Genomic DNA, 25,470 nt, shown 5'->3' on the forward strand with positions numbered 1-25,470 from the left:
GGGCCAGAAGAACGCGCAAATCGACATGGGAACGGCGCGGCTTTTCTATAGGCTGGGGTATGCCCAACCTCAGCCCGATGGAACTGATCATGATCGTCCTGGTCCTGGCCGTACTGCTGGCCTGGATCTTGCTGATCGTCCGGGTCATCCGCGTGGCCTGGGGCGGGGAGAGTGCCCGGCAAGTCCAGGAGTTGGAGGCCCGGGTCAAGGAACTGGAACAGAAGCGGTGAACGAGGCGCGGGGCAGGAAGCCGCCCGCCTCCTGTCCCCGCAATCTCGCTTTCTCAAACTTTCTCGGTTCAGCCGACGGGCGTGCCCATCGCCTCCAGCACGGCGTTCGTAAACGTCTTCGTGTCGGCCTGGCCGCCCAGATCGCGGGTGGGTTCCTCGCGCAGGGCCAGGGCCACGGCGCGCTCGATCGCGTTGGCGGCGTCGCTGCGCCCCAGGCCGTGCCGCAGCAGCATGGCGGCGCTCATGATGGCGGCGGCGGGGTTGGCGATCCCCTTGCCGGCAATGTCCGGGGCGCTGCCGTGGATCGGCTCGAACAGGCCCGCGCCGTCGCCCAGGCTGGCACTCGGCATCAGGCCCAGGCTGCCGGGAATCACGGCGGCCAGATCCGAGAGGATGTCGCCGAACAGGTTCTCGGTGACGATCACGTCGTAGCGGCTGGGATCGGAGACGATCAGCATGGCGACGCTGTCCACGTACTCGTGGTTCAGGTGGATGCTGCGGTACTCGCGGTCACGCAGCGCCTGCACGTCGCGCCGCCACAACTCGCTGACCTCCAGCACGTTGGCCTTGTCCACGCTGGTCACGCGGCCCTTGCGCTGCTCGGCGGCCCAGAAGGCCATCTTCGCCACGCGCTCGACTTCGGGGGTGGTGTAACGCATGGTGTTGTAGGCGGTGTCGCCGTCGATTTTCCGGTCACCGTCGAAGTACACCCCGCCCAGCAGCTCGCGCACGATCAGGATATCCACGCCGCGCGCCAGTTCGGGCTTGAGGGGCGACAGGTGTTCCAGCCCCGGCTGCACGCGCACCGGGCGCAGGTTGGCGTAGCAGCCCAGCGCCTTGCGGAGGGCCAGCAGCCCGCTCTCAGGGCGCATGGGGCGCGGCAGGCTGTTCCAGGGGCTGTTCTGCGCGCCGCCCACGGTGCCCAGCAGCACGGCGTCGGCGTGCTCAAGCGCGTCGCGGGTGCGCTGGGGGAAGGGATCGCCGTGGGCGTCGTAGGCCGCTCCGCCAATGGCGTGCTCCTCGAAGGTCAGATCCGGGGCCACCTCGCGCAGCACTTCCACGGCGGCGGCGGTGACTTCGGGGCCAATCCCGTCGCCGGGCAACGTGATGATCTTAGGCATGGGTGTTCTCCTGTGGGGCTGAGTCGATTGGGGTGGAGTCAGTTGCGGTGGAGTCGATTTCGGTGGAATCGTGACCGGGGTGGCCGTGACCGGCTTCCGTGCTGCGGGCCTTCAGGGTTTCGGCCTCCAGATCGGCGGCGTCGTGCTCCTTCATGTACTCCAGCCAGCCGCCCGCCTTCTGCACGTCCAGCGCGAACTGCGGCACCGGCACAAAGGTCAGGGATTGGCCGGTGCGCGTGTTGGTGACCGTGCCGGCCTGCAAGTCCAGATCGGCGTTGTCGCCGTCCTCGAAAGCTTCCACGATGCCGTCGCATTCCAGGGCCAGAAAGCCGTTGTTGATCGAGTTGCGGTAGTAGATGCGCGCGAAGTTGGGGGCGATCACCGCGCCCACGCCCGCGCCGCGCAGCGCCCACACCGCGTGCTCGCGGCTGCTGCCACAGCCGAAGTCGGCCCCGGCCACCACGAGATCGCCGGGCTGCACCCGTTTCACGAAGGTCTTGTCGTAATCCTCCATCGCAAACTTCGCCAGTTCCGATTCCACGTCGGTGGTCAGGTGGCGGGCGGGAATGATCTCGTCGGTGTTGATGTGGTCTCGGGCGAAAACGTGAACGGTGGGCATCGGGACTCCTTGAACGGGGGGCGGGAACGGGCAACCGGTGTCCGGTCACAGTATCAGCGCCGCCTCGCCCGTGCCAGCTTGCGCGGGCCGGTTGCCCAGAGGAGTGGGCTGGAATAGGGGAGCGGTGACCCCAAAACCGGAGAACTGTTCTAGACCGTCTCATCCCCCCGGTGGCGGCCTCGCGCACACTCTGGCAAGCGCGAACGGCGCCGCCCTTCTCCCTCCCCTCTCCCCTTGCCGACAGGTGAACCCATGGATCCCGTATTCCTCATTCTGGCGCTGTTCGTGGCCGCGCTGGTGCTGTTCGCCACCGAGTGGCTGCCGGTGGACGTCACCGCGCTGGGATTGCTCTCGGCGCTGCTGCTGACCGGGCTGCTGACGCCCAAACAGGCCTTCGCGGGCTTCGGCAGCGACACGGTGCTGACCCTGGCCTCGCTGTTCATCCTGACGCGGGTGCTGCTGCGCGCCGGGGTGATCGAGTGGATCGGCACGTCACTGGCCCGCCGCGCCCGCAACGCCCCGGCCATGCTGCGCGGACTGCTGGGCACGGTGGCCGGCATCAGCGCGTTTACCAGCAACACGGCCACCACCGCCGTCTTTCTGCCGGTGGTGGCGGGGCTGTCCAAACGGGCGGGCATCGGGGCGGGCCGCTCGCTGATGCCGCTGGCCTTTGCCAGCATTCTGGGCGGCACGGTCACGCTGATCGGCACCACCACCAACCTGGTGGTCTCGGGGGCGCTGCCCACCACCGGACAGCGGCCGCTGGGCTTTTTCGAGCTGGCCTGGGTGGGCCTGCCGGTGGCGGTGGTGGGGCTGCTGTACCTGTTCTTCGTGGCCCCCCGCCTGCTGCCAGACCGTGAACCCGCGCTGGAGGATTCGCTGCGTGCCTACCTGGCCGATCTGACGGTGGCCCCCGGCAGTCCGCTGGAGGGCAAGTCGTTGCGGGACAGCGGCCTGGGCCGCGACTACGGCCTGACGGTGGTGGCCGTGCGCCGGGACAACCAGACCTTCTACGCGCCGGGGCCAGAGTTCGTCGTTCTGCCCGGCGACACGCTGGCGGTGGAGGGCCAGACCGAGCGCATCCTGGCCGGCAAAAGCACGCTGGGCGTGGTCAGCAAGTCCGAGCAGAAGCTGCGCGCCGTGCCGGGTCAGGACGGCGACGTGCGGCTGATCGAGGCCGTCGTGCTGCCCGGCTCGCCGCTGCTGGGCCGCACGCTCAAGGAGGGCCGCTTCCGTGAACGCTACGGCGTGTCAGTGCTGGCGCTGCACCGCCGCGCCCAGCATTTCGAGCGGCTGGGCGGCGTGCGGCTGGCGGTGGGCGACCTGCTGCTGATTCAGGGCGACGCCGCCCGCATCGACTCGCTGGGCGAGTATCTGGCCGTGATGGGGGACCTGACCGAGCGGGTGCGTGACCCGCGCCGCGCGCCGCTGGCGGTGGCCCTGTTCGTGGGGGCGGTGGGGCTGGGCGCCCTCGGCGTGGTGCCGCTGGCCGTGGCAGTGGTGGTGGCCGTCGCCCTGAGCCTGATCTTCCGCCTGATCTCGCCCGAGGAAGCCTACGGCGCGGTGGAGTGGCCGATCATCGTGCTGATCGCGGCCATGCTGGCCTTCGGCACGGCCTTCGAGGCGACGGGCGCGGCGCAGGTGCTGACCGGGGCGCTGTCGGGCGTGCTGGAGCCGCTGGGGCCGTACGGTCTGCTGGCCGCGCTCTTTCTGGTCACGGTGGCCCTGACCCAGCCCATGAGCAACCAGGCGGCGGCGCTGGTGATGCTGCCCCTCGCCATCGGCACCGCCAAGACGCTGGGCTACGATCCGCGCCCCTTCATCATCGGCATCACGATGGCGGCCAGCAACTCGTTCATCACGCCGCTGGAGCCGTCGTGCATGCTGGTCTACGGCCCCGGACGCTACACCTTTCTGGACTTCGTGCGCGTCGGCTCGGGCCTGACGCTGGTGACCTTCGCGGTGTCGCTGCTGATCATTCCGCGCGTGTGGCCGTTCTGAGCCAGGGTTCGGAGTCGCGCCGTAACGACAGACCCTCCCCACAGGGAGGAGGGTGAGGAGGTGGCCGACGTGTCCCGTGGGGCAGCGCCCGGCGGGGCCGCGACTAGAGCATTTGTCCGAATTGCTGCATCAGAAAAGAAGACTTCTGATGCCTCCATTCTCTCCTTCGGAGCTGTATCAGTCCCAGCTGCTCGTTGAAATTCACTCACTCTCTGCGAGCTGTGCCAGTCCGTTCGGTCAAAAGCAAACAGCACTTTTGACAAATGCTCTAGATGAACAGCGGGGCGTCGGGATCGTCGAGCAGCGGGCGGTCCTTGCGGGCCAGCAGGGCTGCGGCGGTGCCGATCCCGATGACCGCGCCGATGCCGATCACGATCAGCGTCCAGGTGATCAGCACTTGCGAATGTTCGTGGGTGCGGTCTGAAACCATGTGTGAAGCATAACAGTCTGCGCGTGGGGCAGGATTTGAACCGGGTTGAGGAATCGGGGGTGGGAGGCCGGGCCGCCCCGCACTCAGTCTGCCGGAACGGCCTCCGGTCCCACCAGCACGCGCGGCAGCCTGCGCCACAGCGCCAGCAGCGAGATCAGCCCCAACGCCGCCAGCACGATCAGGCCCCAGCGCGAGCCCAGCGGGCCGTCCTTGTTGATCAGCGCGCTGGACAGCAGCGCTCCAGGCGGCCCCATGCCCACCAGCACGAAGGAATACAGGCTCATCACCCGCCCGCGCAGGTGATCGGGAATGGTCAGTTGCACCGTGCTGTTGGCGCTGACCAGCAGCGTGAGCATCCCGAAGCCGCAGGCCGCCAGCACCGGCGCGGCCAGCAGCGAGCCGGGCGTCAGCGCCAGCGCCACAGTGCTGACGATCAGAATCACCGAGCCGTAGCGCAAATTACGCACCGGGTTGGGCTTGCTGGCCTGCCACAGCGCCCCGCCCATGGCCCCCACCCCAAAGAAGGCCGAGAGAAGGCCGAAAGCCGCCTCCCGCTCGCCGTACACCACGCGGGCAAAGTAGGGAATGATGATGTTGAAGTTGATGACGGTCAGGCTCAGCAGACCCACCAGCAGCATCACGTTGCGGACGGCGGGCGTGGACCGCACGTAGCGCAACCCCTCGCGGATGTCGTCGGAGACCTTGCCGCGCTCCAGCCCCGGACGCGCCGGGAACGGCAGCGTGGTTATGACGTACAGCACGGCCCCGAACGACGCCACGTTCAGGTAGAAGGGAAAGGCCAGCCGGGCGATGTTGGTGGCATCCCCCCCCGCCAGCAGCTGAATGCCCAGGACCGCCACCACCCCGAACAGCGCCTGCCCCAGCGTGCGGCTGACGTTGAACGACAGGCTGTTGAGGGCCACGGCGTTGCTTACGGCCTCGCGCGGGACGAAGTCCACCACCATGCTCTGGCGGGCGGGCATGTCGAAGGCGTTGGCGCAGCCCGACACGAAGGCCAGCCCCATCACCAGCGGCAGCGACACGACGCCCAGATGGGTGGTGACGGCCAGGGTCAGGGCCGTGGCCAGCAGCACCATCTGGGTGGTCAGCAGCACCCGCCGCCGGGGCACCCGGTCCACGATGGCCCCGGCAAACAGCGACAGCAGCAGGCTGGGCATGAACTGCGCCACCGTCACGTACCCCAGCGCCGCGCTGCTGCCTCCCGACAGTTCCAGCACCAGGTACTGCTGCGCGGTGGTCTGCATCCACGAACCCACCAGCGACAGCAACTGCGACAGCCAGTAGCGGCGGTAATTGGGGTGCCCCAGCGCCCTGAAGGTATTGATCCGCCACTCGCCGACACGCGCAAACACCCGCCCACCATACGCCCGCCAGGAGCGCAGATGTCAGCCCGGCGAGCCGAATAAAGAGCACGTGAGGATCCCCTCTTGGACCCCCGCACCCCCTCCCCTCCCCCTAGCGCCAAGTGTCCATCACGACACAATTCTCATGCCGTTCTCCTTTTCCAATTCTTGATGATGTGTTACGGTACGCACAATCTTTTCTCCACCACAATTCTGTGAGTCTGTGTTTTTCGCCCCCTGTGAGCTTAAATCTGATGCTGCGAACCATCACCGTTCCTTCGATTCCGGCCCTGTTGCTGGGCGCCCTGCTGTCCCTGGGCGGACACGCTGCGGCGCAGACCGGAGAATTCCAGGGCATGACCGTGACCGTGCAGGCCAAGGACACCGCCTACAGCCTCGCCAGACGCGCGGGCCTGAGCGTGGAAGCGCTGCTGGCCCTGAACGGCCTGCACAGCCCTGACCTGAAGATCGGCCAGACGCTGCGGGTCTCGGCGGTGGCGCGGCACATCGTCGGGCCGAAGGAGACGCTGTACGCGCTGTCGCGCCGCTATGGCGTCAGCGTGGACGCCCTGCTGGCCGAGAATGCCCTGCCGGAAGGCGCGATGCTCAGCGTGGGTCAGGTGTTGCTGCTGCCGGCCAACGCCACCCTGCCCGGCACGCCCCCCGCCCCCGTCGCCCTGGCCCCCACGCCAGGGCCGTTTGCTGCCGCCCCTGGTGCGCCCACGCTGGTCGCCCCACCCGTTCTGAGCCTGCCGCAACCCCCTGAGGCCGTGCCCAGCGGCCCGCAGCCGACAGACCAGTGGTCCACCGCCCCCGCCGCTCCGCCGGAGTTTCCCACCCCCGTCAGCACCCTGCCCGGCGACTGGCGGGGCGCGGCCATGGCGCTGCTGGGCACGCCGTACCACTACGGCGGGACCACCCGCGAGGGGCTGGACTGCAGCGGCTTCGTGTTGCAGGTCTTCACGCCGCTGGGCGTGCGGCTGCCCCGCGTCAGCGCGGATCAGGCGCAGGTGGGCCAGCCGGTGGCCGCCGAGGACCTGCAACCCGGCGATCTGGTGTTCTTCGATACGGCAGGCGGCGGGCGCATCTCGCACGTCGGCATCTACCTGGGGGGCGACAGGTTTGTCAGCGCCAACAGTTACCAGGGCAAGGTCTCGCTGGACACCCTGATGGCGGACCGCTACTGGGGACCGCGCTACCGGGGCGCCCGGCGTGTGCTGAGCAGCCCCTACGCCGTTCAGAAGCCCTGAGCTACCCAGGCCCCCGAATCACGCCGGTCTGTTCAGCTGAGCCGTTCTTGACGGTCCGTCAGTGCTGAACAGGCACGGTGTCTCCGCAGCCGTGGCGCCTCCAAATTCAGCCCCGCCGCGTCACGCCGTCCACGGTCAGCAGCGGGCCGTACAGCTCGGGGCGGCGGTCCCGGAAAAAGCCCATACCGGCACGGAATTTGCGGGCCTCGGCCAGGTTCAGATCGTAGGTCAGCGCGCCCTCGTCGCTGTCGCCGAACTCGGCCACCAGTTCTCCGGTGTAGTCGCTGATGAACGAATGTCCGTAGTACGTCTGGGTCAGCCCTTCCACCGTCTCGGTGCCGATGCGGTTGGCCGCGCCCACATAGCTGGAGTTGCTCACGGCGTGCCCGACCATCGCACGCTGCCACATGTAGTGGCTGTTGGGTGACTCAACCTCGGCGGGTTCGCTGCCGATAGCGGTGGGGTACAGCAGGAAATCCGCGCCCTGAAGCATCATCACGCGCGCGGTTTCCGGGTACCACTGGTCCCAGCAGATGCCCGCCCCCACGCGCCCGTAGCGGGTGGCCCAGACCTTGAAGCCGGTGTCGCCGGGATTGAAGTAGTACTTCTCCTCGTAGCCGGGGCCGTCGGGGATGTGGGTCTTGCGGTAGTTGCCCAGCACCGTGCCGTCCGCGTCGATGCACACCAGACTGTTGTAGTGCGCCTGCCCGGCCTGCTCGAAGTACGACAGCGGCAGCACCACGCCCAATTCGCGGGCCAGATTCTGGAACCGGCCGATGAAGGGATGGTCCTCCTGTGGGTGCGCCAGGGCGAAGTAGTCCTCGCGCTCGACCTGGCAGAAATACAGGTTCTCGAACAGTTCGGGCAGCAGGATCACCTGCGCGCCCTGCCGGGCGGCGTCACGCACATGCGCCTCGGCGCGGGCCACATTGTCGTCCAGCTGATCGGTGACGTGCATCTGGATCACGGCCAGTTTCACGGTCTGCGCAGGGCGGTTGGGCGTCGTGGTCATGCGCCGAGGCTAACGGATTTGCGTCACAGAAAGCGGGACCCAGCTCACGCCGGGCGCACCAGCACGCTGTCCCCGACACCCAGACCCGTTCGCATCAGCAGTTCGGGCGGCACCAGCAGCGCGTTGGACAGGTTGGGGCCGCCGCGCACCGGCAGGGTGTGGACCTGACCGTCGTCGGTGCGGACGGCGATGTGTTGAGGCGGGCGCAGCATGTCTTCCCTCCAGCGCCTGAGGATCAGGTCGTCGACCACCACCACGCCCCGGACCTCGCGGGTGACGGCCACGCTCAGGCGGGCCACACGGGACTTGCGCGGCGCAATCAACTGAATCTGATGCAGCTTTTGCAGCAGCCAGCGGGCATCGGGGTCCTGCGACAGCACCGAGACGGGCCGCTGCACCTCGATCTGCTTGAGGATCTCCTGCTCCTTGAGCCCCCAGGGAATACGCGCCACCCGTTCCGGCGAGGTGATCTTCACCGGGCCGCTGAAGGGCAGCGGCACTTCAGGCAGGCTGTCGAGCACCTCCAGCGCCACCTCATCCAGGATGGTGTTGAGCAGCGGGTTGGGATGCCGGACGCCCTCGTCGAACTGGAAGCGGCCCTGCGGATCACGCAGCAGCCGCAGCAGCGCGGGAAGGCCGGTCTGGGCCGCGAATTGCAGGTGGCGCACCCGCTCGCCTTCCAGAAAAGCCTGGAACGGCCCGTCGGCGCGGTGAACGGTCAGGACGCCGGTGCGGCCCTGCCCGCTCAGCAGGTACAGCAGTTGCAGAAAATCAAAAGTTTCGAGGCTGGCAGTGTTGGTCATGGTTGGGTGCAGGCGCGGAACACGTCTGCCCCCGAGTGTAAGGGCAGCGGCCACAGCCGCACCCGTCCGACGGGGGGGATCACCCCCGCTCCCCCCCGTCGGCTCAAGCCGGCAGCCCAGACCCCGCGCCCTTCATCCGGCTCCCCGGGCTAGCCGCGCAGCAGGTGAGAGAACCCGCCGTCCTGCAGCGGCGGCAGGTCGTCCAGACTCTCCAGCCCGAAGTCCAGCAGAAACCGCGCGGTGGTGCCGTACAGCAGCGGGCCGCCCACCGCGTCCGAGCGGCCCACCACCTTGACCAGTTCGCGTTCCTGCAGGGTGACCACCGTGCCGGCGCTGCCGCCGCGCATGGCCTCAATCTCGGCGCGGGTGACCGGCTGCCGGTAGGCGATCACGGCCAGCACCTCCAGCGCGGCGCTGCTCAATGCGGGCAGCGGTGGGGGCGCCAGCAGCGGCGACAGGCGGGCGGCCAGCGCGGGCGGCACGATCAGGCGCCAGCCCCCCGCCACCGCCTCGGCCACGAAGCCCAGATCCGCCGCGGCCAGCGAGCGAGCGAAGGCCTCCAGCTCCCGGTGGAGGGTATTTTCCGGCAGGGCCAGCGTATCGGCCAGCTCCCGCGCGGTCACGGGTCGCCCGGCGGCCAGCAGCGCCGCGCCGATCAGCGCCGACACGCTGGCCTCTGTGCTGGACCCCTGGCGGGCCTCAGCGCGGGCCACTGCGGAGGGGTCAGCCACCGGCCCGCAGCCCGGCCAGCAGGGCGGCCACCGCCGCGTCCAGTGGCCCTGCACGCAGCACCATCCCTTCCGGCAACTGGACCACCGTGCTGGCCTGCCCAGCCACCGGCACCCCCTCGGCAGCGTCCTCCGGGCCAGTCAGCACGAAATCGGCCAGCCCCATGCCGCGTGCCTGGGCGGCGGTCAGGGCTGGGGGTTGACCGCTGCGGTTGCAGCTGGTGGTCAGCAGCCGGCCCCCGCTGCGGCGCAGCAGCGCCAGCGCCAGCGGGTGCGACGGCACGCGCAGGCCCACCAGACCGCCGGGAGCCACGGTGGGCGGCGTGCCGGGACGGGCCGGGGTCACCAGCGTCAGTGGACCGGGCCACAGCGCCGACAACGCCGTGAGCGCGGCGTCGGGACGGGCCAGTTCCAGCGCGGCGCGGGCGTCCTGGCACGAGACCTGCACGGGCCGGTCGGCCGCGCGGCCCTTGACCGCGTACAGGCGCTCGACGGCTGCCGGGTGATCCGGAAGAACGGCCAGCCCCCAGACCGTCTCGCTGGGGTACGCCACCACGCCGCCGCCGCGCAGGACGGTCCAGGCGCGGTCCAACGCGGCAGCAGGGTGGGCATCGGGGATCAGGAATTCAGGCATAGGGACGGCGCTTGTAAGGTCAGCGCAAGACCACCCCAGATTATACTGTCCAGACTATGGCCGTCTTCGAATACCGCGCACGTGACCGCTCTGGCAAAGTGCTCAAATCCCAGATGGAGGCCGAGACGGCGGCCCAGGTCCGCGACACCCTGCGCGCCAAGAACCTGATGATCGTCGAGATCAAGGCCCCCAAGAGCGGCCTGAACGCCGACATTAAAATTCCCTTCCTGGACGACCGCCCGCCCAATCTCAAGCAGGTGTCGATCTTCAGCAAGCAGCTCGCCACGCTGATCAACGCTGGGGTGCCGCTGGTGCAGTCGCTGGCCGTGCTGCAGGGCCAGATCGAGCACAAGGGGTTTCAGAAGACCGTCAAGAACCTGCGCAGCGAGGTAGAGGCCGGGACCCCCCTGAGCGAGGCCATCGCCAAGTACCCCAAAGTGTTCAACCGCCTGTACGTCAATCTGGTGCGCGCCGGGGAAACCAGCGGCACGCTGGACTCGGTGCTGGAGCGCATCGCCGCCTTTCAAGAAAAGGAACTGGCGCTGCGCGGCAAGATCAAGAGCGCGCTGACCTACCCGGTGGTGGTGCTGGTCTTCGCCATCCTGATCACCTACTTCCTGCTCACCACCATCGTGCCGCAGTTCGCGGGCATCCTGGCGCAGCTCAACGCGCCGCTGCCGTTCATCACCAAGATGCTGATGGCCGTGTCGGACTTCCTGAAGCACTCGACGTGGCTGATCGTGGTGTTCGGCGTCATCCTCACCTTCGCCTACCGCTGGGTCTACAAGACGCCCAAGGGGCGCACCACCATCGACGACATCAAGCTCAAGCTGCCGGTGTTCGGCAACCTGACCCAGAAAAGCGCCATCGCGTCGTTCGCGCGCACCTTCGGCCTGCTGATCAGCAGCGGCGTGAACATCATCGAGGCGCTGGAAATCACCAAGGGCACGGCGGACAACGCCATTGTCGAGGACACCATCGAAAACGCCAAAAACGTCGTGATGGTGGGCGAGCAGATGAGTTCGAGCCTCGCGACCAGCAAGGTCTTTCCGCCGATGGTGGTCAGCATGATCTCGATTGGCGAGGAAACCGGCGCGCTGGATTCGATGCTCTCCAAAGTGGGCGACTTCTACGACCGCGAGGTCGATGAGGCCGTCGACAGCATGACGGCGGCCATCGAGCCGATCATGATCGTCTTTCTGGGCGGCATCGTGGGCACCATCGTCGCGGGGATGTTCCTGCCGATGTTCAGCATCATCGGCTCCCTCAGTCAGTAACTGTCAAATTAAGCTGAGATTGTCACTTTTAAGCCCAGAATGTCATCACCCCAGCAAGCCCGCTCACAAGGCGGGCTGTCATGCTGGGGTAGGATTGACAGTAGCAAAGCGCGCCCCCGACAACCGGCAGGACCTCCCACTCCCTCCCGATCACCAGGACCTCATGGGGAGGCGACTTCCACGCCCAGCCAGTCGCGCCACGTGTCCAGGTGCTCCCGCAACTCCGTGTTCTCGCGCCAGGCACTCATGACTCGGGCGTGCCAGTCCTGACGCACCTCCTGCGGAAGTGCCCACACCGCGCCCTCGCCCCTGGGCAGGGTCTGCAGGTAGTCGTTCACCCCCTGCAGGAACCCGGCAGTGCTGTCGCTGAGCCGTCTGTGAGCCCAGGTCAGGGTGGTGCGCTTCCCCTGTCCGGAGGCTTGCAGCGCCGCGAGGTGGACCCCATCGTCCCCGGGAGCGGAGGTGTCGATCACCAGCGGGAACTCGCCCTCTCCACCGATGACTCGCCAGTGCGGGGACCAGCCTGGGCCGCCGTAGCCTTCCTGCGCGCGATGGAGTTCCGCGGCACCGTACAGCGCCTGGTCGTTGCCGGAGGCAGGAAGGGCGAGCCCATCTGGGGAGAACACGCGGTACACCTCTATCCAGGCGGGTGGGAGCGCCAGGTCGCTCTCGGCCCGCAGAAGGTCGCCCTGCGAGGCCGGGCCAGGGGTGGGGGGGAGGCCGTGCGCCCGGACGAGCTCGGCCAGTTGGCGCGCCAGTGAGGGAAGGGCAGACGGGTCCATGGTTGACAGGCAGGTTAGCAGGGCCCTCAGCCTGGGTGCTGATTGGCGCCAGCGGCTCGCCTTGAAGCGTCAGGCCGCCAAAAAAGATGACATTCTCAGCTTGACAAGCTCTGCTGACATGCCGCTTTATGCATTCAGAAAAGCTCGTGCTAAACGCTGGGTGTACTGACATACTCAAGTTAAATCGACAGTAACTGTTGTCGGCGGACAAGATACCTTCCCATTCGCCGATGTCTAGTCCCACCCACCCGACAGCAAGCGCGCCCGCCCAGGTGCGCTTTTTTTTGTTTGGAGCGCGTTGATTCCGCCGTCGAGCCAGGACGCGCCGACGGAACAACCAAGAAAAAGCCCACCGATCTGGCAGGCTTTCGCAAACGAGAACAAAGGGCACTCATAGCGCCCTCTCTGGCTGTCAGGCTTACACGCGCGTGAAGTCCGGCTGGCTTTCCAGCGCCCCAATCCATGCGGCGATGATGTCGATGCACGCCTTGACGTCCCGCACGTCCACCATCTCGCTGGGGCTGTGCATGTAGCGGTTGGGAATGCTGACCACCGCAGACGGCACGCCGCCGCGCACCAGCGTCAGGGCGTCGGCGTCGGTACCGGTGTAGCGGCCAGATGCGCTGAGGGTGTAGGGAATGTCGGCCTTCTTGGCGGCTTCGGTCATCTGGCGCAGCACCACCGGGCTGGTCATCGGGCCGACGGCCAGATTTGCGCCGCTGCCGAAGGGGGCCACGCCGTACTTCTTCTCGCTCACGCCGGGCTGCTTGGTTTCGTGCGTCACGTCCACGGCCACGCCCGCAATGGGATCGAGGCGGTGACCGCTGACGGAAGCGCCGAACACGCCGATTTCCTCCTGGCTGGTGCCGACGGCCACGACGCGGTGCTTGAGATCCGCCCCCTGCCCCTGCAGCGTCCGCAGGGCCTCAAGCACGATAAACGCGCCCACGCGGTTGTCCAGCGCGCGGCTCACGATCTTGTCGCCCACCATCACCGGCCCCTGCTCAATCACGCCGTAGGTGCCCACCGGAATGCGCGCCTGCACGTCTTCCTTGCCCAGGCCCACATCGATCCACAGCTCTTCGAGCTTGCTGGCCTTGGTGCGTTCCTCGGCTTCCATCACGTGGATGGCCTTCTTGCCGATCACGCCGATCACGTCGCCGTCTGGGGCCAGCAGGCGGATGCGCTGGCCCACCAGCACCTGCGGGTCCCAGCCGCCCACGCCCAGGAAGCTGATCAGGCCCTCGTCGCCGATGTACGACACGATCAGGCCGATCTCGTCCAGGTGGCCCATCAGGGCAATCGCGGGAGCGTCCTCCGGCCCCAGTTCGGCGTACACGTTGCCGTAATGGTCCTCGCTGACGCGGGCAAAGGTGCTGGCCTCGGCCTTCCACACATCGGCGGCGCGGCGCTCCAGGCCGCTGGGGGCAGCCTCGGACAGCAGCTTGAACAGGAAGTCTTTGTTGATGCTGGCGTTCTGGTCTGAATTGGCAGTCACGCGGGGCAGTCTAGAGCAGGCCTGCCAGCGCTGCACCTGCAAGGTGGCTTACCCCGGTCCCGTGGGCTGACACTGGACCGGGCCGCCTCCGGGGCACAGCCCTCCGCTATGCTCTTCAGCCATGAGCCAGCCTCCCGGTCCACAGCGCCCCACCCCCACCAATGTCGGTCCTGCGCCGGACATCGACGTCAGTGTGCAGGTCACGCATCTGGCCGCCCAGAGTACTCCGGAACGGCGGGTCTTCACGTACGTGATCCGCATCGAGAACCGCAGTGACCAGACCTGGAAACTGCTCGCGCGGCACTGGAGCATCGTGGACGCGCACGGCCACGAGATTCAGGTGGACGGCGACGGCGTGGTGGGCGAGCAGCCGGTGATCGCGCCGGGCGGCACTTTCGTCTACGACTCCTTCGTGACCGTGGAGGCCACGCCGGGGCGCATGGGCGGCCATTACACCATGCAGGACGCCTGGGGCACGCAGGTGCGGGTGCCGGTTCCCACCTTCATGCTGGACGTGCCGGGGCAGCGGACGCTGAACTAGGCGCTACCCGGACGTGTCGCCCCGCCGATTCTCCAGCAGCATGGCGTCTCCCAGCGAATAGAAGCGGTAGTCGCCCGCCAGCGCGGCGTCGTAGGCGGCCCGAATGCGGTCCTCTCCGGCAAAGGCGGCCACCAGCAGCAGCAGCGTGCTGCCCGGCAGGTGAAGGTTGGTCAAGAGCAGGTCCGGAACACGCACCTGGGTGCCGGGGGTGATGAAGATGCGCGTGTCGCCCTCGCCTGCCTGCACCGCTGTCCCGTCCCAGGCGCTTTCCAGCGTGCGGACGGTGGTGGTCCCGACGGCGACGACGCGGCGGCCCTGTGCCCTGGCACGGTTGATGGCCTTCGCGGTGGCTTCACTGACCACGTACCGCTCGGCGTGCATGGTGTGGTCCGCCACCGAGCCCGTGATGGGCCGGAACGTTCCCGCGCCCACGTGCAGGGTCACGGCGCAGCGTTCCACGCCCATGGCGTCCAGCGTTGAGAGCAGATTCGGCGTGAAGTGCAGCCCGGCAGTGGGGGCCGCCACGCTGCCGGGATCGCGGGCGTAGACCGTCTGATAACGCTCGCGCCACACCTCGTCGTCGTCTCCCGCATCAATGTACGGCGGCAGCGGCAGCCGCCCGATCTCGTCCAGATGCGGCTTGAGGTCATGCTCGAAACGCAAGAGGCGTGCGCCGTCTTCCAGAATGCCCACCACTTCGGCCCGGTGCTCGCCCAGCCAGAGTTCCTTCCCGGCCCGTCTGGCCGGTTTCAGGTAGGCGCTCCACACGTTGTTTTCTTCCTCGCGCAGCAGCATGACTTCCACCGCGCCGCCGCCGTGGCCTTCGGGGGTCACGGGCTTGCGGGCCATCACGCGGGCGGGAATCACCCGGCTCTGGTTGAAAACCAGCAGGTCGCCGGGGCGCAGCAGCGTGGGGAGGTCGCTGAAGACGTGGGGCGAAATCTCGTGCGGCCCCACCACCATCAGCCTGGAAGAATCGCGCGGCTCGGCCCCGGTCTGGGCGATGCGTTCCGGCGGCAGCGTGAAGTTCAGGCGGGCCAGCACGGCGTCCGCGTCATGGAGGTTCGGGTCAGGCATGGGCGGGGTTACTGAACGGTCTCTTCCGGCTTCGGCTCGTCGGCCTTGGCGTTGTTCCGCTGGCGGGCGGGCATCAGCGCCCCCTCGATGTCGGGCAGGTGCAGAAAGCGGTCGGCGGCGTCGATCAGCTTCTGGGCGGTGTGCTCACGGAAGGCGATCACCTCCACCCGCTTGCCGCGCTCCTGCAACACTTCCACGATGTCGGTAAAGTCGCCGTCGCCGCTGCCCAGCACCACCACGTCGAGGTGGTCCATCAGCCGCACCATGTCGGCCACGATGCCCATGTCCCAGTTGCCCTCGTAGATGGGCTTGCCGCCGTCCGTGACGTGGTGCAGGTGCAGGTTCATGCGCCGCACCTTGAAGCCCAGCGTGGACAGCTTGTAGATGAAGGGGCGGGCGGTGGCCTCGTTCTCGCGCTCTACCGTGTACGAGATGGCGTGCAGCAGTTCGCGTCCGTCGACCGCCACGTTCAGCAGCGTCTCGAAGTTGACCGTGCGCTCCAGCAGATCGCGCGCCGAGTGGTACAGGTTCTGGGTGTCGATAAACACGCCCACGCGGGGGCGGTGAACAACGTAGTGCATAGGGAGTTCTCCTGTTGTGGGTGGAGCAAAAAGGGATGGGGCGAGCAGTGAATTAAGGGAAAAGCCCAAAAAAAACAGAGAGGGAAATGCCAGACCGAGTTTAACACCAGGCTGACTCCAGTCGATCACCTCGAACCGCAGAGTCAGACAGAAGAAGCGTACTGGCGTGCCCGAATGCCTGAATCGTACAGGCTTCCTCCGTCTTGATGGACAATGGAGGCAACTGTGCTTTCCCTACACCTCTCTCAGTAACGCGCGTGCGGATCGGGAGATCGTCACGTCCTGGAGAAAGGTGGTCACTTGCCGGGCAAACGGCTCTGGGGGGAAATTCCGTCGGCAGGCCTCTTCTCCAGCCTGGGCAAGTCGAGCCGCGTAGACAGGATCCTCAATCAGCCGAGTTACTTTTTCTGCCAGATCCTGCACATTACGCGGCTCAAACAGCAGGCCCGTCTCACCGTCGCGGATGAGTTCCGGCAGGGCAAAGGCCCGCGCCGCCACGACGGGACGCTGGGCAAGCATGGCCTCAATGACGGCGAGGCCAAACGCTTCCTCAGTGGCAACGTGAACATAGATGTCGACCAGCCCCAGCACTGCCCGCGCGTCCTTGCGGGGCCCGAGGAACAGGATGCGGTCGCTGGAATCCAGCTGGCTGGCCAACCGGACCATGGCGTCGTGATCCGGCCCATTGCCGAGCAGCAGCAGATACAACTTGGGGAACTTTTTCGCCAGCACATCGAAGGTGTGCAGCAGGGTCGCGTGATCCTTGTAATACACGAAGTGCGCCATATACCCGAGTACGGTGGCGTCTTCCGGCAAACCAAATTCTCTTCGCTTCTGACCGCCGTAGGGTTGCCAGTCCGGATTGTTTTCCGGAGGCTCCACCGAATTATAGATAATGGTGTCTTCGCCACGATACCCTTCGGGGCGATTGTTGACCATCACGGCCTCTGAAACGTAGATCAGTGGGTCGTGCCGGGCCAGGGTTGAGAAAATAAAATTCTTAATTGGGTTAGTCTTCAGCTGGTTAATGGTGTGAATCCAGTACACCACCGGCGTACCGCTGAAAAGTGTGGCGACTTTCCCGACCAGATAGGATCGAAAAGAATTCGCAACCACGACATCGAGTGATTCCGAACGCATCAGCTTTCTCAGCCGGAGGGCCGATTGCAGGATGCTGGCATTGCCCAGATGTTCCACTCTCGCGTCGACGGACTCAAAAAGTTCAACCGTCGATTTTTGTGGGACATCAAGGCTGGCAACAAAAACGCTCAGCACATCCTTGGGCCTGTAACGAGCGACTTTGGAAAGGACCTGGGTAATACCGCTGCTGTAAATAAGCGGAACATCCACGAATATCGCCCGCAGGGGACGGCGATCTGACAGCGGCAAATCAGGCATAACGGGCTGAAGTAGACCACGCCTGCAGTTACCGAAAGGTAAACCTGGAGGCCACGCCCCGACAAGCCGTTCTCGCGCACTCGCCGAAAAGCAAGGGAAGCGCACTGGAGAGCCCATCCAACCGAGACTCCACCCCAGGGGCGTGCATTCGGTCCCACAATTTTAGAGAAGCCTAGTCCGGACCACTCCAGACATGGCAATCCCCAATTCGACTATGATTCGTGACGCCAGTGAGTAGCCTCAAAGAGAAGACCGTCAATGCGATGAAGTGGAGCTATCTCTCCATGTTCGTTGGACTAGCGCTGCAGCTGTTTTTTGCGGCCATCCTGTCACGCCTCCTCACAAAGCAGGAGTTCGGCGTGTGGGCCATAGCCGCTGTACTTCAGAGATTCGGCCAGTTCATTACCGACCTCGGCATCGGGCGAGCGATCGTGCAAAAGGCGAAGCTCACCGAGCAGGACATCCGGGCGGGGTTCACGGCGGCCATGCTGCTGGGTCTCCTGACGACCGTGCTGGCCTGGCTCGTCGCCCCGGCCGCGAGCCGGTTCTATCCGGACCTGCCGAATCTGACGACTGTTTTCCGGGGGTACGCCCTGGTCTACATGCTGAGCAGCGGCATCATTATTTCCAGCAGCCTGCTGCGACGGGCCCTGAATTTCAAGCCGCTGGTCAGGGCTGAACTGACTTCCTACGCCATCGGACACGGCGTCATCGGCCTCGGCGCTGCGTATCTGGGTTACGGGACGCTGAGCCTGGTCGTCAGCGCCATCGCGCAGGCCGTGATTCAGCTGGCCCTGCTGTACTCCGCGACCCGGCATTCCGTAAAACCGGTTTTCAATTGGAGCGCCTACCAGGGCCTGCTGAGCTTCGGAGTCAAAGCCACGGCCGTCAGTCTGCTGGAGTACCTCAGCTCTATTCTCGACACACTGATCATCGGCAAGCTGTACTCACCCGTCGCGCTCGGGGCATACAGCCGGACCTTCAGCACGCTGGCGATGCCGGCGACCAATTTCGCCAGCAGTCTGTCCAGGGTCATGGCGCCGTCTTTCAGCGCCGTTCAAAACGAGCCTGAGCGGCTTCGCCGGGCCTACCTGTCCGGGCTACGGGCCGTGGCGATTGTGATCAGCAGCGCGACCGGCTGCATCCTGATTGACGCGCCGGAGATTGTAAAAGTCATGCTCGGCCCCAATTATCTGGACTCCATCACGCTGATGCAGATCTTTGCCCTGTACATTCCCTTCGCCGTGCTGACCAACCTGTCGGCAGTGCTGGCCGAGGCGACCGCGCGCCTGAACGTGAAGATCGGAATTCAGGCCGCGTACCTGGTGACACTTGGGCTTGCCTTCTGGCTGACCTACAGTCTGGGCGGACGGGTCGAGGAAATCGCCATGGTGCTGGTGGGGACGAGTGCGCTGCGGAGTGCGGCGTTCGCCGTGGTGGCCCGGAGCATTATCGGCGGGGGTGGCCGTCAAATCGCGCTCACGTACGGCATGGGCGCACTCTATTTCGCTGGGTCTGCCCTGTTCACCGCCGCGGTCGTGTTCTCTCTGAGATCCTTGAACCTGCCTCTACCTGTCCTGTTCATCGCCGAGATGGCGCTTGGTCTGCTGGTGGTGGCGTCCGTGGTGCTGCTCGGACCCCCCAGCGAACTTCAGACCATGGCACGCGCCGCCGTTCAGCAATTGCGCGGGCGTTTAATCAACTCCACCGGTTAGGGAGGGTCTTTGTCGCCGTCTTCTTGAAACCCGGACACGTCCAGCCAGGCGGTTGGCCCTGCTTGGCTACACAGACCGACACACAGGGAGCTTCCACAGACCCTGCCAAACAACCTCCGCCCCCCTCCCCCGCCGAGCAGGTAACGTACAGCCATGACCCGAGACGGTTCCGCCCCTGCCTCCACCGATGCCCTGAGCGCCGCCCAGGCCGCCTACGACGCCATACGCGCCAGAGGCCTGAAGCTGAACATGCAGCGCGGGCAGCCCTCCGACGCAGATTTCGATCTGTCCAACGGGCTGCTGTCGACCCTGGGCGAGACGGACCTGAGCATGGACGGCATCGACCTGCGCAATTATCCGGGCGGGGTGGCCGGGCTGCCCAGCGCGCGGCGGCTGTTCGCGGACTACCTGGACGTGAAGGCCGAGAACGTGATCGTGTGGAACAACGCCTCGCTGGAGTTGCAGGGCTTCGTGCTGACCTTCGCGCTGCTGCACGGCACGCGGAACAGCGCCTGGCCCTGGGTCAAGGGGGAGGCGAAGCCGAAGTTCATCGTGACCACTCCCGGCTATGACCGGCACTTCCTGCTGCTTCAGACGCTGGGCTTCGACCTGGTGACGGTAGAAATGCAGGCCGACGGTCCCGATCTGGACGCCATCGAGCGGCTGGCCGCGCAGGACGCGGACCTCAGGGGCATCCTGTTCGTGCCGACTTTCAGCAACCCCGGCGGCGAGACGATCAGCGCCGACAAGGCCCGGCGGCTGGCCGCCCTGAGGGCAGCGGCTCCCGATTTCACCATCCTGGCCGACGACGCCTACCGCGCCCACCACCTGGGCACGCCGCCCGAAACGGTCAACTTCGTGACGCTGTGCCGGGACGCAGGGCACCCGGATCGGGCCTTCGTGTTCGCCAGCACCAGCAAGATCACGCTGGCGGGCGCGGGCCTGGGCTTCGTGGCCAGCAGCGAGGACAACATCCGCTGGATGTCGAAGTACCTGAATGCCCAGAGCATCGGCCCGAACAAGCCCGAGCAGGCGCGGCACGTCAAATTCCTGAGCAGTTACCCCGGCGGCATCGAGGGGCTGATGCGCGACCACGCCGCCCTGATCGCCCCCAAGTTCCGCGCGGTGGACGAGACGCTGCGCGCCGAGCTGGGGGAGAACGGCGAATACGCCACCTGGGCCAGCCCGCAGGGCGGGTACTTCATCAGCCTGAACACCACCGCCCCCGTCGCGGCCCGCGTGGTGGAACTGGCCGACGCAGCGGGCGTGAGCTTGACCCCGGCGGGGGCCACCTATCCGGACGGCCAGGACCCCGGCAACCGCAACATCCGGCTCGCGCCCACGCGTCCACCCGTCGGCGAGGTCTACACCGCCATGAGCGCCGTCGCCGCGTGCATCCGCCTCGCCACCGAGGAGTACCGCAGCGGTCAGGGAAGGCAGGGCTGACCCCCCGCACCCGCCCGCTTGATTTCCGCCTGTCCGGTGGGCCAGGATAGCCGCCATGCCTAACCGCTTTTCAGGCAACGACGCCGAGCGGACCGCGCTGGAGGCCTACATCAAGCTGTGGCGGGCCGCGCAGGCAGTGGAGACGGCGGCCAACCGGCACCTGTCGGACCACGGCCTGACCCTCAGCCAGTTCGCGGTCCTGGAAGCGCTGTACCACCTCGGGCCACTCAGCCAGCGGCAACTGGCCGACAAGATTCTGCGCTCCAGCGGCAACCTGACGATGGTGATCGACAATCTGGAACGCGACCATCAGGTCCGCCGGGAGCGCAATCCGGCGGACCGCCGCGCCTTCCAGATCTCGCTGACACAGGAGGGGCGCCGCCTGATCGAGCAGATCCTGCCCGGCCATGTGCGCGGCATTCAGGCGCTGTTCAGCGTGCTGGAACCGGCGGAGGTCCAGCAGCTCAGCGCCCTGACCCGCCGACTGGGCCTGGAAGCCCGCAGGCAGGACGCCGAGCGAGCTGAGGGGGAGAAAGGACATGGGAGCAAAGTTTAGATCTGGAACAGCGGCTGTCAGTTCCTGAAACCGTTGCGAAATATGGCGCGCGGGCCTCGATTTTGTTCCCGGCTGTGGATCAGGCGCGGCCAAGTCAGCTTGCAAAAGCACAAGCAGAACCCCCGCACTAAGTGGGGGATTGGACCAGAGCGCTCCTGGAGTCAGCGATCCGGGGCGAATGGGCGACGTCCTGAGTACGAATTGCTTTGCGGCCATCCCAGTCTCTCCCCTGTTTTCCCAGTCTGGGGGTGACACGGCAACCACGATTTGACCCATGCTAGACGCTTTGCGGGACGGCGAAAACTACGCATGTCATTTTTTGCCACTTCCGACAAGCGACTCTCAACATAGGTCCCACGTTGGGACGTCGTGTCATCTGCCGCCTTCACTTGAAGCAGCGCTCTGCTCGTCAGAAGCACTGCCCCAGGGTTTCTGGGTTCGGCTCAGGCTGGGGCTCTGTCTGGCAACGGGTCTGCGCCGGGCACACCGTGGCCCTTCCTGTATTTCCTGCGGCTGCCGCATGGGTACGGCTCGTTGGCTCTGATCGGGCGCCCCTCGCGCCGCACCGTGGTCTGCCTGATAGTGGTCTGCCGATGGGAGGGAAAAGCAGCGAGCCCACCTGGCAGCACAGTGCCCAGCGCGCAGGTTTCGAAAGGCCGTTCCATCCTCTGTGCAGTGTGCCCGCCCGGTCTTCCGGCGTCAGCGTGTCCAGCATGGCCAGCAAATCTTCATGGGCCTCACGCTTCGGCTCTGCCGGCTCCGAATCTGAGTTCAGAAAGCCATCCTTGATCAGGTCCACCCCGACAAGGGGGTTCACCATGAACAGCCGCGTCAGCGTGTCCTCGCCCAGCCGCCCCTGGGCCAGCGGTGAGCTCAGGGGCTGGAACTTTTCCGGCACTGCCTTCGAGCCCTGAATCAGGCCAGGCATCCAGGGGGCGACGCTGGGCCTCCCCGCGAACAGGGCCGCATCCAGCGTCTGCCACACGTCCTGACTGTAGGAGGTGCTCAGATGCCGCGCCCGTTCCGGCCCCAGTCACCTGCGCGCTCCCTGTCCCACGCCGACTCAGCCGGATGCAGTAACTCTTGAAGATCTCCAGGGCACAGCGAACGGGGGCAGAACCATGGCCCACCGGCGGGGGATCACTGCGAAAGGGCAGAGGGCGTGAGCGCGGCCTTAGTGGTGAGTTTGTCCCAGCGCCGCACCTGACCTGTTCCGGGAGCGGCGGCCCCACCCACAGTAATGAAGGCGTCTCCGTTCTGGTTGAAGGCCAGACTTGTGGGGGTATCTAAGCCGCTCAAGACCGTCTCCTTGACGCCGCCCGCCTTGATGCGAATCACCGAACCGGTCCCAGGGGTTGGCCCCTGCTCTCCAAATTCGCCGAGCTCGACAGCGTACAGGTTGCCGTCCGGTCCGGTTCTGAGGTCGGTGGTCATGGTCAGACCGGTGGCGTAATCGGTCTTGCTGCCATCACTCGCCACCCGCACCACCTTGCTCGAACCCGGGGTGAAGGGAAAGCCGGGGAGGAGCGACACATACGCCGCTCCATCGTTCAGGAAAGCGATGCCCGTCGGGACCGCCTGCGAGCTTGGAGGAACTCCGGGACCAGGGTTGGCGTTGGGAAGGTTGTCGAAGACCGTGACCAGAGCGATCATGCCTGTCATGGGGTCCACACGCAAGAGGTCATTTCCGCCTGCATCGGTCACCCAGAGCTTGCCGTCCGGGCCGGCCGCCAGACCATAGGCATGTGAGTCTGCCCCCTGTTTGTCCGGGTCATTCGCTTTCTCGAAGGTCCAGAAATTGGCGATCTCCGTGGTGGAGTTTCCATCAAGGCGCAGAAGAGCCGTTGTCTTGGGCAGTTGCTCGATGCTGGCACCTGCGCTCCAGTGTCCGCTGGTGATGTAGAGCTTCCCGCCGAGATCCGCCACCCGGCTGGCACCTTCAGCCCCCTCGGCACCCGCCACCGAGGGCAGCATGGCGACATCGGTAGACACACCACCCGGACTCACCCGCACGAGGCGCGCGGTATCCCCGTAGTTGTTGGTCGTCGGCTCAGTGCTGCCGGGGCCACCCGGCGTGGTAAACGTCCCAGGTCCACCTGTGCCGGAATCCGCGATCCAGAGGGTTCCATCTGCGCTGACATGCACGCCCTGCGGACCGTTCAACCCCTGCGCCACAACGGTTCCCTGATGAACCACCGGAGCAGGCATCGGGGTACAGCCGGACAGGAGCGCGGTTATGGCGGTGACGTACAGCAGCGGGGTTTGCCGGGTCGTGGGGTCGGACATGTCGTCCTCCTTGTTCCTTGAAAGGTCAAGACCAAAAACGCAGCTGGCCAGTCCTGGAAGTCACCCGGAGGACTGTTCCGGTCGGTCTGCTCTGCAACTCCAGTCACCCCATATCAGGGCGCTCGCAGGACACGGGCGGGGGTCCGCAACCAAACAATCAAGGGGCCAGGGCTTGGCAATAGGCGCACCTCATCTGTCGCTGGGCAAGGGGGCTCAACGCCAAAAAAAGCATATACCCACCAGCATTCTGTAAGCAAGCGTACAGAAGGGCAGAGAGAGCCAGAGGCCAGCCAGGGGCCGTCGCCCCGGCCCGCAACCCGCTGGAGCGGCCCGCAGCAGCGCATGGCCCCGCACCTTGTCCGCCGCCAGGCCGCAGGCCTCCTGCAGCGCCGAAACCACGCGAACAGCATCTGCCACCTGAGGCAATGCTCCTGCTTCACGTCGCGCGAACTTGGAGGCACCGGCCAGCACGCGGGAAGACGGCAAGGGGCCGGCCCGTGGTTGGGTCGCGCGCCATAGCCCTGCGGTCCCCAGGGGGCGAATCATCACGTCAGCTAGAACTGCGCGGGCGCTACGAGAATTCACCACCAGGATCACGTCATGCTCGTCACTGCACACCCACCCCAGACCTTGCCCGCCGCCTCGGTCAGGACGCTGTGCCTCCTGGCCGGTCCAGGCTGAGCGGCGTCAGGGCTCCAGGACGGCCAGCGCGTCAATCTCCACCAGCAGGCCCGGATTGAGGCCCACGTACACGGTGCTGCGGGCCGGATACGGCGCGTCGAAGAACTCGCGGTACACGGCGTTCATCGCCGCGAAGTCCTCAGCCCGGGTGAGGTAGACGCCCACCCGCAGCACGTCATCCATGCTGGCCCCGGCGGCCGCCAGGGCGACGCGCAGGTTGTCCAGCGCCTGCCGGGTCTGCGCCTCCACGCCCTCGCGGGCCTGACGGGTTGCCGGGTCCACGCCCACCTGGCCCGCCGTGTGGACGAACGGGCCAATGCGGACGGCATGCGAGTAGGGGTCGGCGGCGGCCGGGGCACGTTCCGGGGTGAAGCTCTGGCGTGACATGGGGGAGGTTCTACCATGCCCCCTGCGTCAGGGCAGCCAGTTGCCACCGCAAACGAAAAGCCCCAGGCGACGCGGCAATTCGGCGCCCTCCAGCAGCGGCGCGAGCGTCAGGCCTGCGGTGGGCTCTACGACCTGCTTGAGGTGCCGCATCATCAGGCGCTGCGCCTCCAGAATGCTCTCCTCGCGCACGGCGAGCACCTCGTCCACAGACTTCTGCACGACGGGAAAGGTCAGCGCGCCCGGCATCATGGTCTGCACGCCGTCTGCAACGGTGCGGGGCGGCGCGTCCAGCCGGATCCGCCGCCCCGCCAGCAGGCTGCGCCGCGTGTCGTCGGCCGCCTCAGGCTCCACCCCAATCACGCGCGTGCTCGGCCACACTGCCTTGATCACGGTGGCGATGCCGCTGATCATGCCGCCGCCCCCCACCGCGACGAGCACCGCGTCGGGCGCATCGGCCTGCTCGGTAAATTCCAGCGCCTGGGTTCCCTGTCCGGCCATCACGTGTGCGTCGTCGTAGGCATGGATGTAGTGAAAGCCCCGCTCGGCGGCGATGTCACGCACGCGGGCCTCGCCGTTGAGCCGGGTCACGCCCTCGTCCACGACGGTCGCGCCGTAGGAACGCACCGCCGCCTTCTTCGTCTCGCTGGCGTCCTCGTACATCACGACGACACAGGGCACGCCCAGCACGCGCGAGGAAAAGGCCACCCCCTGCGCGTGATTCCCGCTGGACAGGGTCACGAGGCCGCGCGGGGCGCCAAGCTGCAACGCCGCATTCAGCGCCCCGCGCACCTTGAAGCTGCCCGTCTTCTGCAGGTGTTCACCCTTGAACAGCAGTTCGCGGTCCAGCAGCCGGTCCAGCGATCCAGAGGACAGGACCGGCGTCCGGTGAATATGCGGCGCGAGCCTCCCAGCAGCCCCACGGACGTCTTCAAGGGTGATCACCCGGACAGTCTAATCGGGAACCTGGAGGTGTTGGCGGTCCTCAAGGGTTGTCGGGCGTGCTGTGGGTCAAGGGTTTCGGCGGTCCACGTGCCACTGAATTTGCCCGCCGGT

General features: G+C 66.4%; 25 protein-coding genes. 8 read left to right on the forward strand and 17 right to left on the reverse strand.

Translation table 11 applies throughout. From position 1 onward, the window contains the following. Positions 1–59: 59 nt before the first annotated feature. A complete protein-coding gene (locus FHR04_RS20925) occupies positions 60–230 on the forward strand; it encodes a hypothetical protein (RefSeq protein WP_170213877.1) in 171 nt (56 codons plus the stop codon). 68 nt (positions 231–298) lie between these two features. On the opposite strand, the gene leuB is transcribed toward FHR04_RS20925, so the two are convergent. Together leuB and FHR04_RS06815 are read right to left on the reverse strand one after the other, a co-directional pair. Beyond that, positions 299–1,351 (reverse strand): 3-isopropylmalate dehydrogenase, encoded by a 1,053-nt coding sequence (gene leuB, locus FHR04_RS06810; protein ID WP_139401894.1) that lies wholly within the window; start codon positions 1,349–1,351, stop codon positions 299–301. Further along, the gene (locus tag FHR04_RS06815; protein WP_139401896.1) at positions 1,344–1,970 is read right to left on the reverse strand and encodes a 3-isopropylmalate dehydratase small subunit; all 627 of its coding nucleotides are present in this window, start codon (positions 1,968–1,970) and stop codon (positions 1,344–1,346) included. The genes leuB and FHR04_RS06815 overlap by 8 nt, the downstream gene beginning before the upstream one ends. A 252-nt stretch (positions 1,971–2,222) precedes the next feature. Here FHR04_RS06815 and FHR04_RS06820 point away from each other — a divergent pair, with 252 nt between their 5' ends. Then, positions 2,223–3,971, forward strand: a complete 1,749-nt coding sequence (locus FHR04_RS06820) for an SLC13 family permease (RefSeq protein ID WP_139401898.1) — start codon at positions 2,223–2,225, stop codon at positions 3,969–3,971. 268 nt (positions 3,972–4,239) lie between these two features. Here the strand turns inward: FHR04_RS06820 and FHR04_RS20930 are convergent, their stop codons facing one another. Together FHR04_RS20930 and FHR04_RS06825 are read right to left on the reverse strand one after the other, a co-directional pair. After that, on the reverse strand, positions 4,240–4,401 hold the full coding sequence (locus FHR04_RS20930) for a hypothetical protein (protein ID WP_169745398.1): 162 nt from the start codon (positions 4,399–4,401) through the stop codon (positions 4,240–4,242). A gap of 83 nt (positions 4,402–4,484) precedes the next feature. Further along, entirely contained in the window at positions 4,485–5,774 is a 1,290-nt protein-coding gene (locus tag FHR04_RS06825) for an MFS transporter (RefSeq protein ID WP_039682743.1), read from the reverse strand. A gap of 245 nt (positions 5,775–6,019) precedes the next feature. Here FHR04_RS06825 and FHR04_RS06830 point away from each other — a divergent pair, with 245 nt between their 5' ends. Then, complete coding sequence (locus FHR04_RS06830) at positions 6,020–7,015, forward strand: C40 family peptidase (protein WP_139401900.1); 996 nt, start codon at positions 6,020–6,022, stop codon at positions 7,013–7,015. Between the two features lie 106 nt (positions 7,016–7,121). Here FHR04_RS06830 and aguB read toward each other — a convergent pair whose 3' ends face one another. The 4 genes from aguB to FHR04_RS06850 all read right to left on the reverse strand — a co-directional run bounded on the left by aguB (position 7,122) and on the right by FHR04_RS06850 (position 10,192). Further along, positions 7,122–8,027, reverse strand: coding sequence for an N-carbamoylputrescine amidase (gene aguB, locus FHR04_RS06835; RefSeq protein WP_139401902.1), 906 nt, complete (start codon positions 8,025–8,027; stop codon positions 7,122–7,124). A 44-nt stretch (positions 8,028–8,071) separates the two neighbouring features. Continuing rightward, complete coding sequence (locus tag FHR04_RS06840) at positions 8,072–8,830, reverse strand: DUF4388 domain-containing protein (RefSeq protein WP_139401904.1); 759 nt, start codon at positions 8,828–8,830, stop codon at positions 8,072–8,074. Positions 8,831–8,979: 149 nt separating this feature from the next. Further along, entirely contained in the window at positions 8,980–9,561 is a 582-nt protein-coding gene (gene scpB, locus FHR04_RS06845; RefSeq protein WP_375782552.1) for an SMC-Scp complex subunit ScpB, read from the reverse strand. Then, a complete protein-coding gene (locus FHR04_RS06850) occupies positions 9,554–10,192 on the reverse strand; it encodes an L-threonylcarbamoyladenylate synthase (protein WP_139401906.1) in 639 nt (212 codons plus the stop codon). Before FHR04_RS06850 ends, scpB begins: the two co-directional genes overlap by 8 nt. A 56-nt stretch (positions 10,193–10,248) precedes the next feature. On the opposite strand from FHR04_RS06850, the gene pilC reads away from it, so the two are divergent. Then, on the forward strand, positions 10,249–11,469 hold the full coding sequence (gene pilC / locus FHR04_RS06855; protein WP_139401908.1) for a type IV pilus assembly protein PilC: 1,221 nt from the start codon (positions 10,249–10,251) through the stop codon (positions 11,467–11,469). A 161-nt stretch (positions 11,470–11,630) separates the two neighbouring features. Here pilC and FHR04_RS06860 read toward each other — a convergent pair whose 3' ends face one another. Both FHR04_RS06860 and FHR04_RS06870 read right to left on the reverse strand, forming a co-directional pair. After that, positions 11,631–12,251 carry a hypothetical protein gene (locus FHR04_RS06860; protein WP_170213878.1) on the reverse strand — a complete coding sequence of 207 codons (621 nt, stop codon included), beginning with the start codon at positions 12,249–12,251 and terminating at the stop codon, positions 11,631–11,633. A 418-nt stretch (positions 12,252–12,669) separates the two neighbouring features. Continuing rightward, positions 12,670–13,749, reverse strand: a complete 1,080-nt coding sequence (locus FHR04_RS06870) for a M42 family metallopeptidase (protein ID WP_170213879.1) — start codon at positions 13,747–13,749, stop codon at positions 12,670–12,672. 121 nt (positions 13,750–13,870) lie between these two features. On the opposite strand from FHR04_RS06870, the gene apaG reads away from it, so the two are divergent. Next, a complete protein-coding gene (apaG, locus tag FHR04_RS06875) occupies positions 13,871–14,290 on the forward strand; it encodes a Co2+/Mg2+ efflux protein ApaG (protein ID WP_139401917.1) in 420 nt (139 codons plus the stop codon). A 3-nt stretch (positions 14,291–14,293) separates the two neighbouring features. Here apaG and queA read toward each other — a convergent pair whose 3' ends face one another. The 3 genes from queA to FHR04_RS06890 all read right to left on the reverse strand — a co-directional run bounded on the left by queA (position 14,294) and on the right by FHR04_RS06890 (position 17,346). Further along, on the reverse strand, positions 14,294–15,367 hold the full coding sequence (gene queA / locus FHR04_RS06880; protein WP_139401918.1) for a tRNA preQ1(34) S-adenosylmethionine ribosyltransferase-isomerase QueA: 1,074 nt from the start codon (positions 15,365–15,367) through the stop codon (positions 14,294–14,296). Between the two features lie 8 nt (positions 15,368–15,375). Further along, complete coding sequence (locus FHR04_RS06885; protein ID WP_039682704.1) at positions 15,376–15,948, reverse strand: LabA-like NYN domain-containing protein; 573 nt, start codon at positions 15,946–15,948, stop codon at positions 15,376–15,378. Positions 15,949–16,182: 234 nt separating this feature from the next. Further along, positions 16,183–17,346, reverse strand: a complete 1,164-nt coding sequence (locus tag FHR04_RS06890; protein WP_170213880.1) for a glycosyltransferase — start codon at positions 17,344–17,346, stop codon at positions 16,183–16,185. 230 nt (positions 17,347–17,576) lie between these two features. On the opposite strand from FHR04_RS06890, the gene FHR04_RS06895 reads away from it, so the two are divergent. The 3 genes from FHR04_RS06895 (at position 17,577) to FHR04_RS06905 (ending at position 21,063) form a co-directional block, all read left to right on the forward strand. Continuing rightward, complete coding sequence (locus tag FHR04_RS06895) at positions 17,577–19,061, forward strand: lipopolysaccharide biosynthesis protein (protein ID WP_139401922.1); 1,485 nt, start codon at positions 17,577–17,579, stop codon at positions 19,059–19,061. A gap of 153 nt (positions 19,062–19,214) precedes the next feature. After that, positions 19,215–20,507, forward strand: a complete 1,293-nt coding sequence (locus tag FHR04_RS06900) for an aspartate aminotransferase type Ic (RefSeq protein WP_139401924.1) — start codon at positions 19,215–19,217, stop codon at positions 20,505–20,507. A 55-nt stretch (positions 20,508–20,562) separates the two neighbouring features. After that, positions 20,563–21,063 (forward strand): MarR family winged helix-turn-helix transcriptional regulator, encoded by a 501-nt coding sequence (locus tag FHR04_RS06905; protein ID WP_139401926.1) that lies wholly within the window; start codon positions 20,563–20,565, stop codon positions 21,061–21,063. A 409-nt stretch (positions 21,064–21,472) separates the two neighbouring features. Here FHR04_RS06905 and FHR04_RS06910 read toward each other — a convergent pair whose 3' ends face one another. The 4 genes from FHR04_RS06910 to FHR04_RS06925 form a co-directional block, all read right to left on the reverse strand. After that, positions 21,473–22,048, reverse strand: coding sequence for a hypothetical protein (locus FHR04_RS06910; RefSeq protein ID WP_139401928.1), 576 nt, complete (start codon positions 22,046–22,048; stop codon positions 21,473–21,475). A 155-nt stretch (positions 22,049–22,203) separates the two neighbouring features. Next, entirely contained in the window at positions 22,204–23,349 is a 1,146-nt protein-coding gene (locus FHR04_RS06915; RefSeq protein WP_039682699.1) for a ScyD/ScyE family protein, read from the reverse strand. 687 nt (positions 23,350–24,036) lie between these two features. After that, a complete protein-coding gene (locus tag FHR04_RS06920; RefSeq protein WP_139401930.1) occupies positions 24,037–24,417 on the reverse strand; it encodes a RidA family protein in 381 nt (126 codons plus the stop codon). Positions 24,418–24,444: 27 nt separating this feature from the next. Then, the gene (locus FHR04_RS06925) at positions 24,445–25,359 is read right to left on the reverse strand and encodes a threonine/serine dehydratase family protein (RefSeq protein ID WP_139401932.1); all 915 of its coding nucleotides are present in this window, start codon (positions 25,357–25,359) and stop codon (positions 24,445–24,447) included. Positions 25,360–25,470: the final 111 nt, after the last annotated feature.

Source organism: Deinococcus radiopugnans ATCC 19172 (assembly GCF_006335125.1).
Lineage (GTDB): Bacteria > Deinococcota > Deinococci > Deinococcales > Deinococcaceae > Deinococcus > Deinococcus radiopugnans.

What these genes read in the sequence shown, in the direction of transcription:
- FHR04_RS06900 (WP_139401924.1), top strand. Translation starts at nt 19,215, where the DNA reads ATGACCCGAGACGGTTCCGCCCCTGCCTCCACCGATGCCCTGAGCGCC.
- queA (WP_139401918.1), bottom strand. Translation starts at nt 15,367, where the DNA reads ATGCCTGACCCGAACCTCCATGACGCGGACGCCGTGCTGGCCCGCCTG.
- FHR04_RS06850 (WP_139401906.1), bottom strand. Translation starts at nt 10,192, where the DNA reads ATGCCTGAATTCCTGATCCCCGATGCCCACCCTGCTGCCGCGTTGGAC.
- FHR04_RS20925 (WP_170213877.1), top strand. Translation starts at nt 60, where the DNA reads ATGCCCAACCTCAGCCCGATGGAACTGATCATGATCGTCCTGGTCCTG.
- apaG (WP_139401917.1), top strand. Translation starts at nt 13,871, where the DNA reads ATGAGCCAGCCTCCCGGTCCACAGCGCCCCACCCCCACCAATGTCGGT.
- FHR04_RS06915 (WP_039682699.1), bottom strand. Translation starts at nt 23,349, where the DNA reads ATGTCCGACCCCACGACCCGGCAAACCCCGCTGCTGTACGTCACCGCC.
- FHR04_RS06885 (WP_039682704.1), bottom strand. Translation starts at nt 15,948, where the DNA reads ATGCACTACGTTGTTCACCGCCCCCGCGTGGGCGTGTTTATCGACACC.
- FHR04_RS06890 (WP_170213880.1), bottom strand. Translation starts at nt 17,346, where the DNA reads ATGCCTGATTTGCCGCTGTCAGATCGCCGTCCCCTGCGGGCGATATTC.
- FHR04_RS06815 (WP_139401896.1), bottom strand. Translation starts at nt 1,970, where the DNA reads ATGCCCACCGTTCACGTTTTCGCCCGAGACCACATCAACACCGACGAG.
- aguB (WP_139401902.1), bottom strand. Translation starts at nt 8,027, where the DNA reads ATGACCACGACGCCCAACCGCCCTGCGCAGACCGTGAAACTGGCCGTG.
- FHR04_RS06840 (WP_139401904.1), bottom strand. Translation starts at nt 8,830, where the DNA reads ATGACCAACACTGCCAGCCTCGAAACTTTTGATTTTCTGCAACTGCTG.
- FHR04_RS06920 (WP_139401930.1), bottom strand. Translation starts at nt 24,417, where the DNA reads ATGTCACGCCAGAGCTTCACCCCGGAACGTGCCCCGGCCGCCGCCGAC.
- FHR04_RS06830 (WP_139401900.1), top strand. Translation starts at nt 6,020, where the DNA reads ATGCTGCGAACCATCACCGTTCCTTCGATTCCGGCCCTGTTGCTGGGC.
- leuB (WP_139401894.1), bottom strand. Translation starts at nt 1,351, where the DNA reads ATGCCTAAGATCATCACGTTGCCCGGCGACGGGATTGGCCCCGAAGTC.
- pilC (WP_139401908.1), top strand. Translation starts at nt 10,249, where the DNA reads ATGGCCGTCTTCGAATACCGCGCACGTGACCGCTCTGGCAAAGTGCTC.
- FHR04_RS06860 (WP_170213878.1), bottom strand. Translation starts at nt 12,251, where the DNA reads ATGGACCCGTCTGCCCTTCCCTCACTGGCGCGCCAACTGGCCGAGCTC.
- FHR04_RS06820 (WP_139401898.1), top strand. Translation starts at nt 2,223, where the DNA reads ATGGATCCCGTATTCCTCATTCTGGCGCTGTTCGTGGCCGCGCTGGTG.
- FHR04_RS06905 (WP_139401926.1), top strand. Translation starts at nt 20,563, where the DNA reads ATGCCTAACCGCTTTTCAGGCAACGACGCCGAGCGGACCGCGCTGGAG.
- FHR04_RS20930 (WP_169745398.1), bottom strand. Translation starts at nt 4,401, where the DNA reads ATGGTTTCAGACCGCACCCACGAACATTCGCAAGTGCTGATCACCTGG.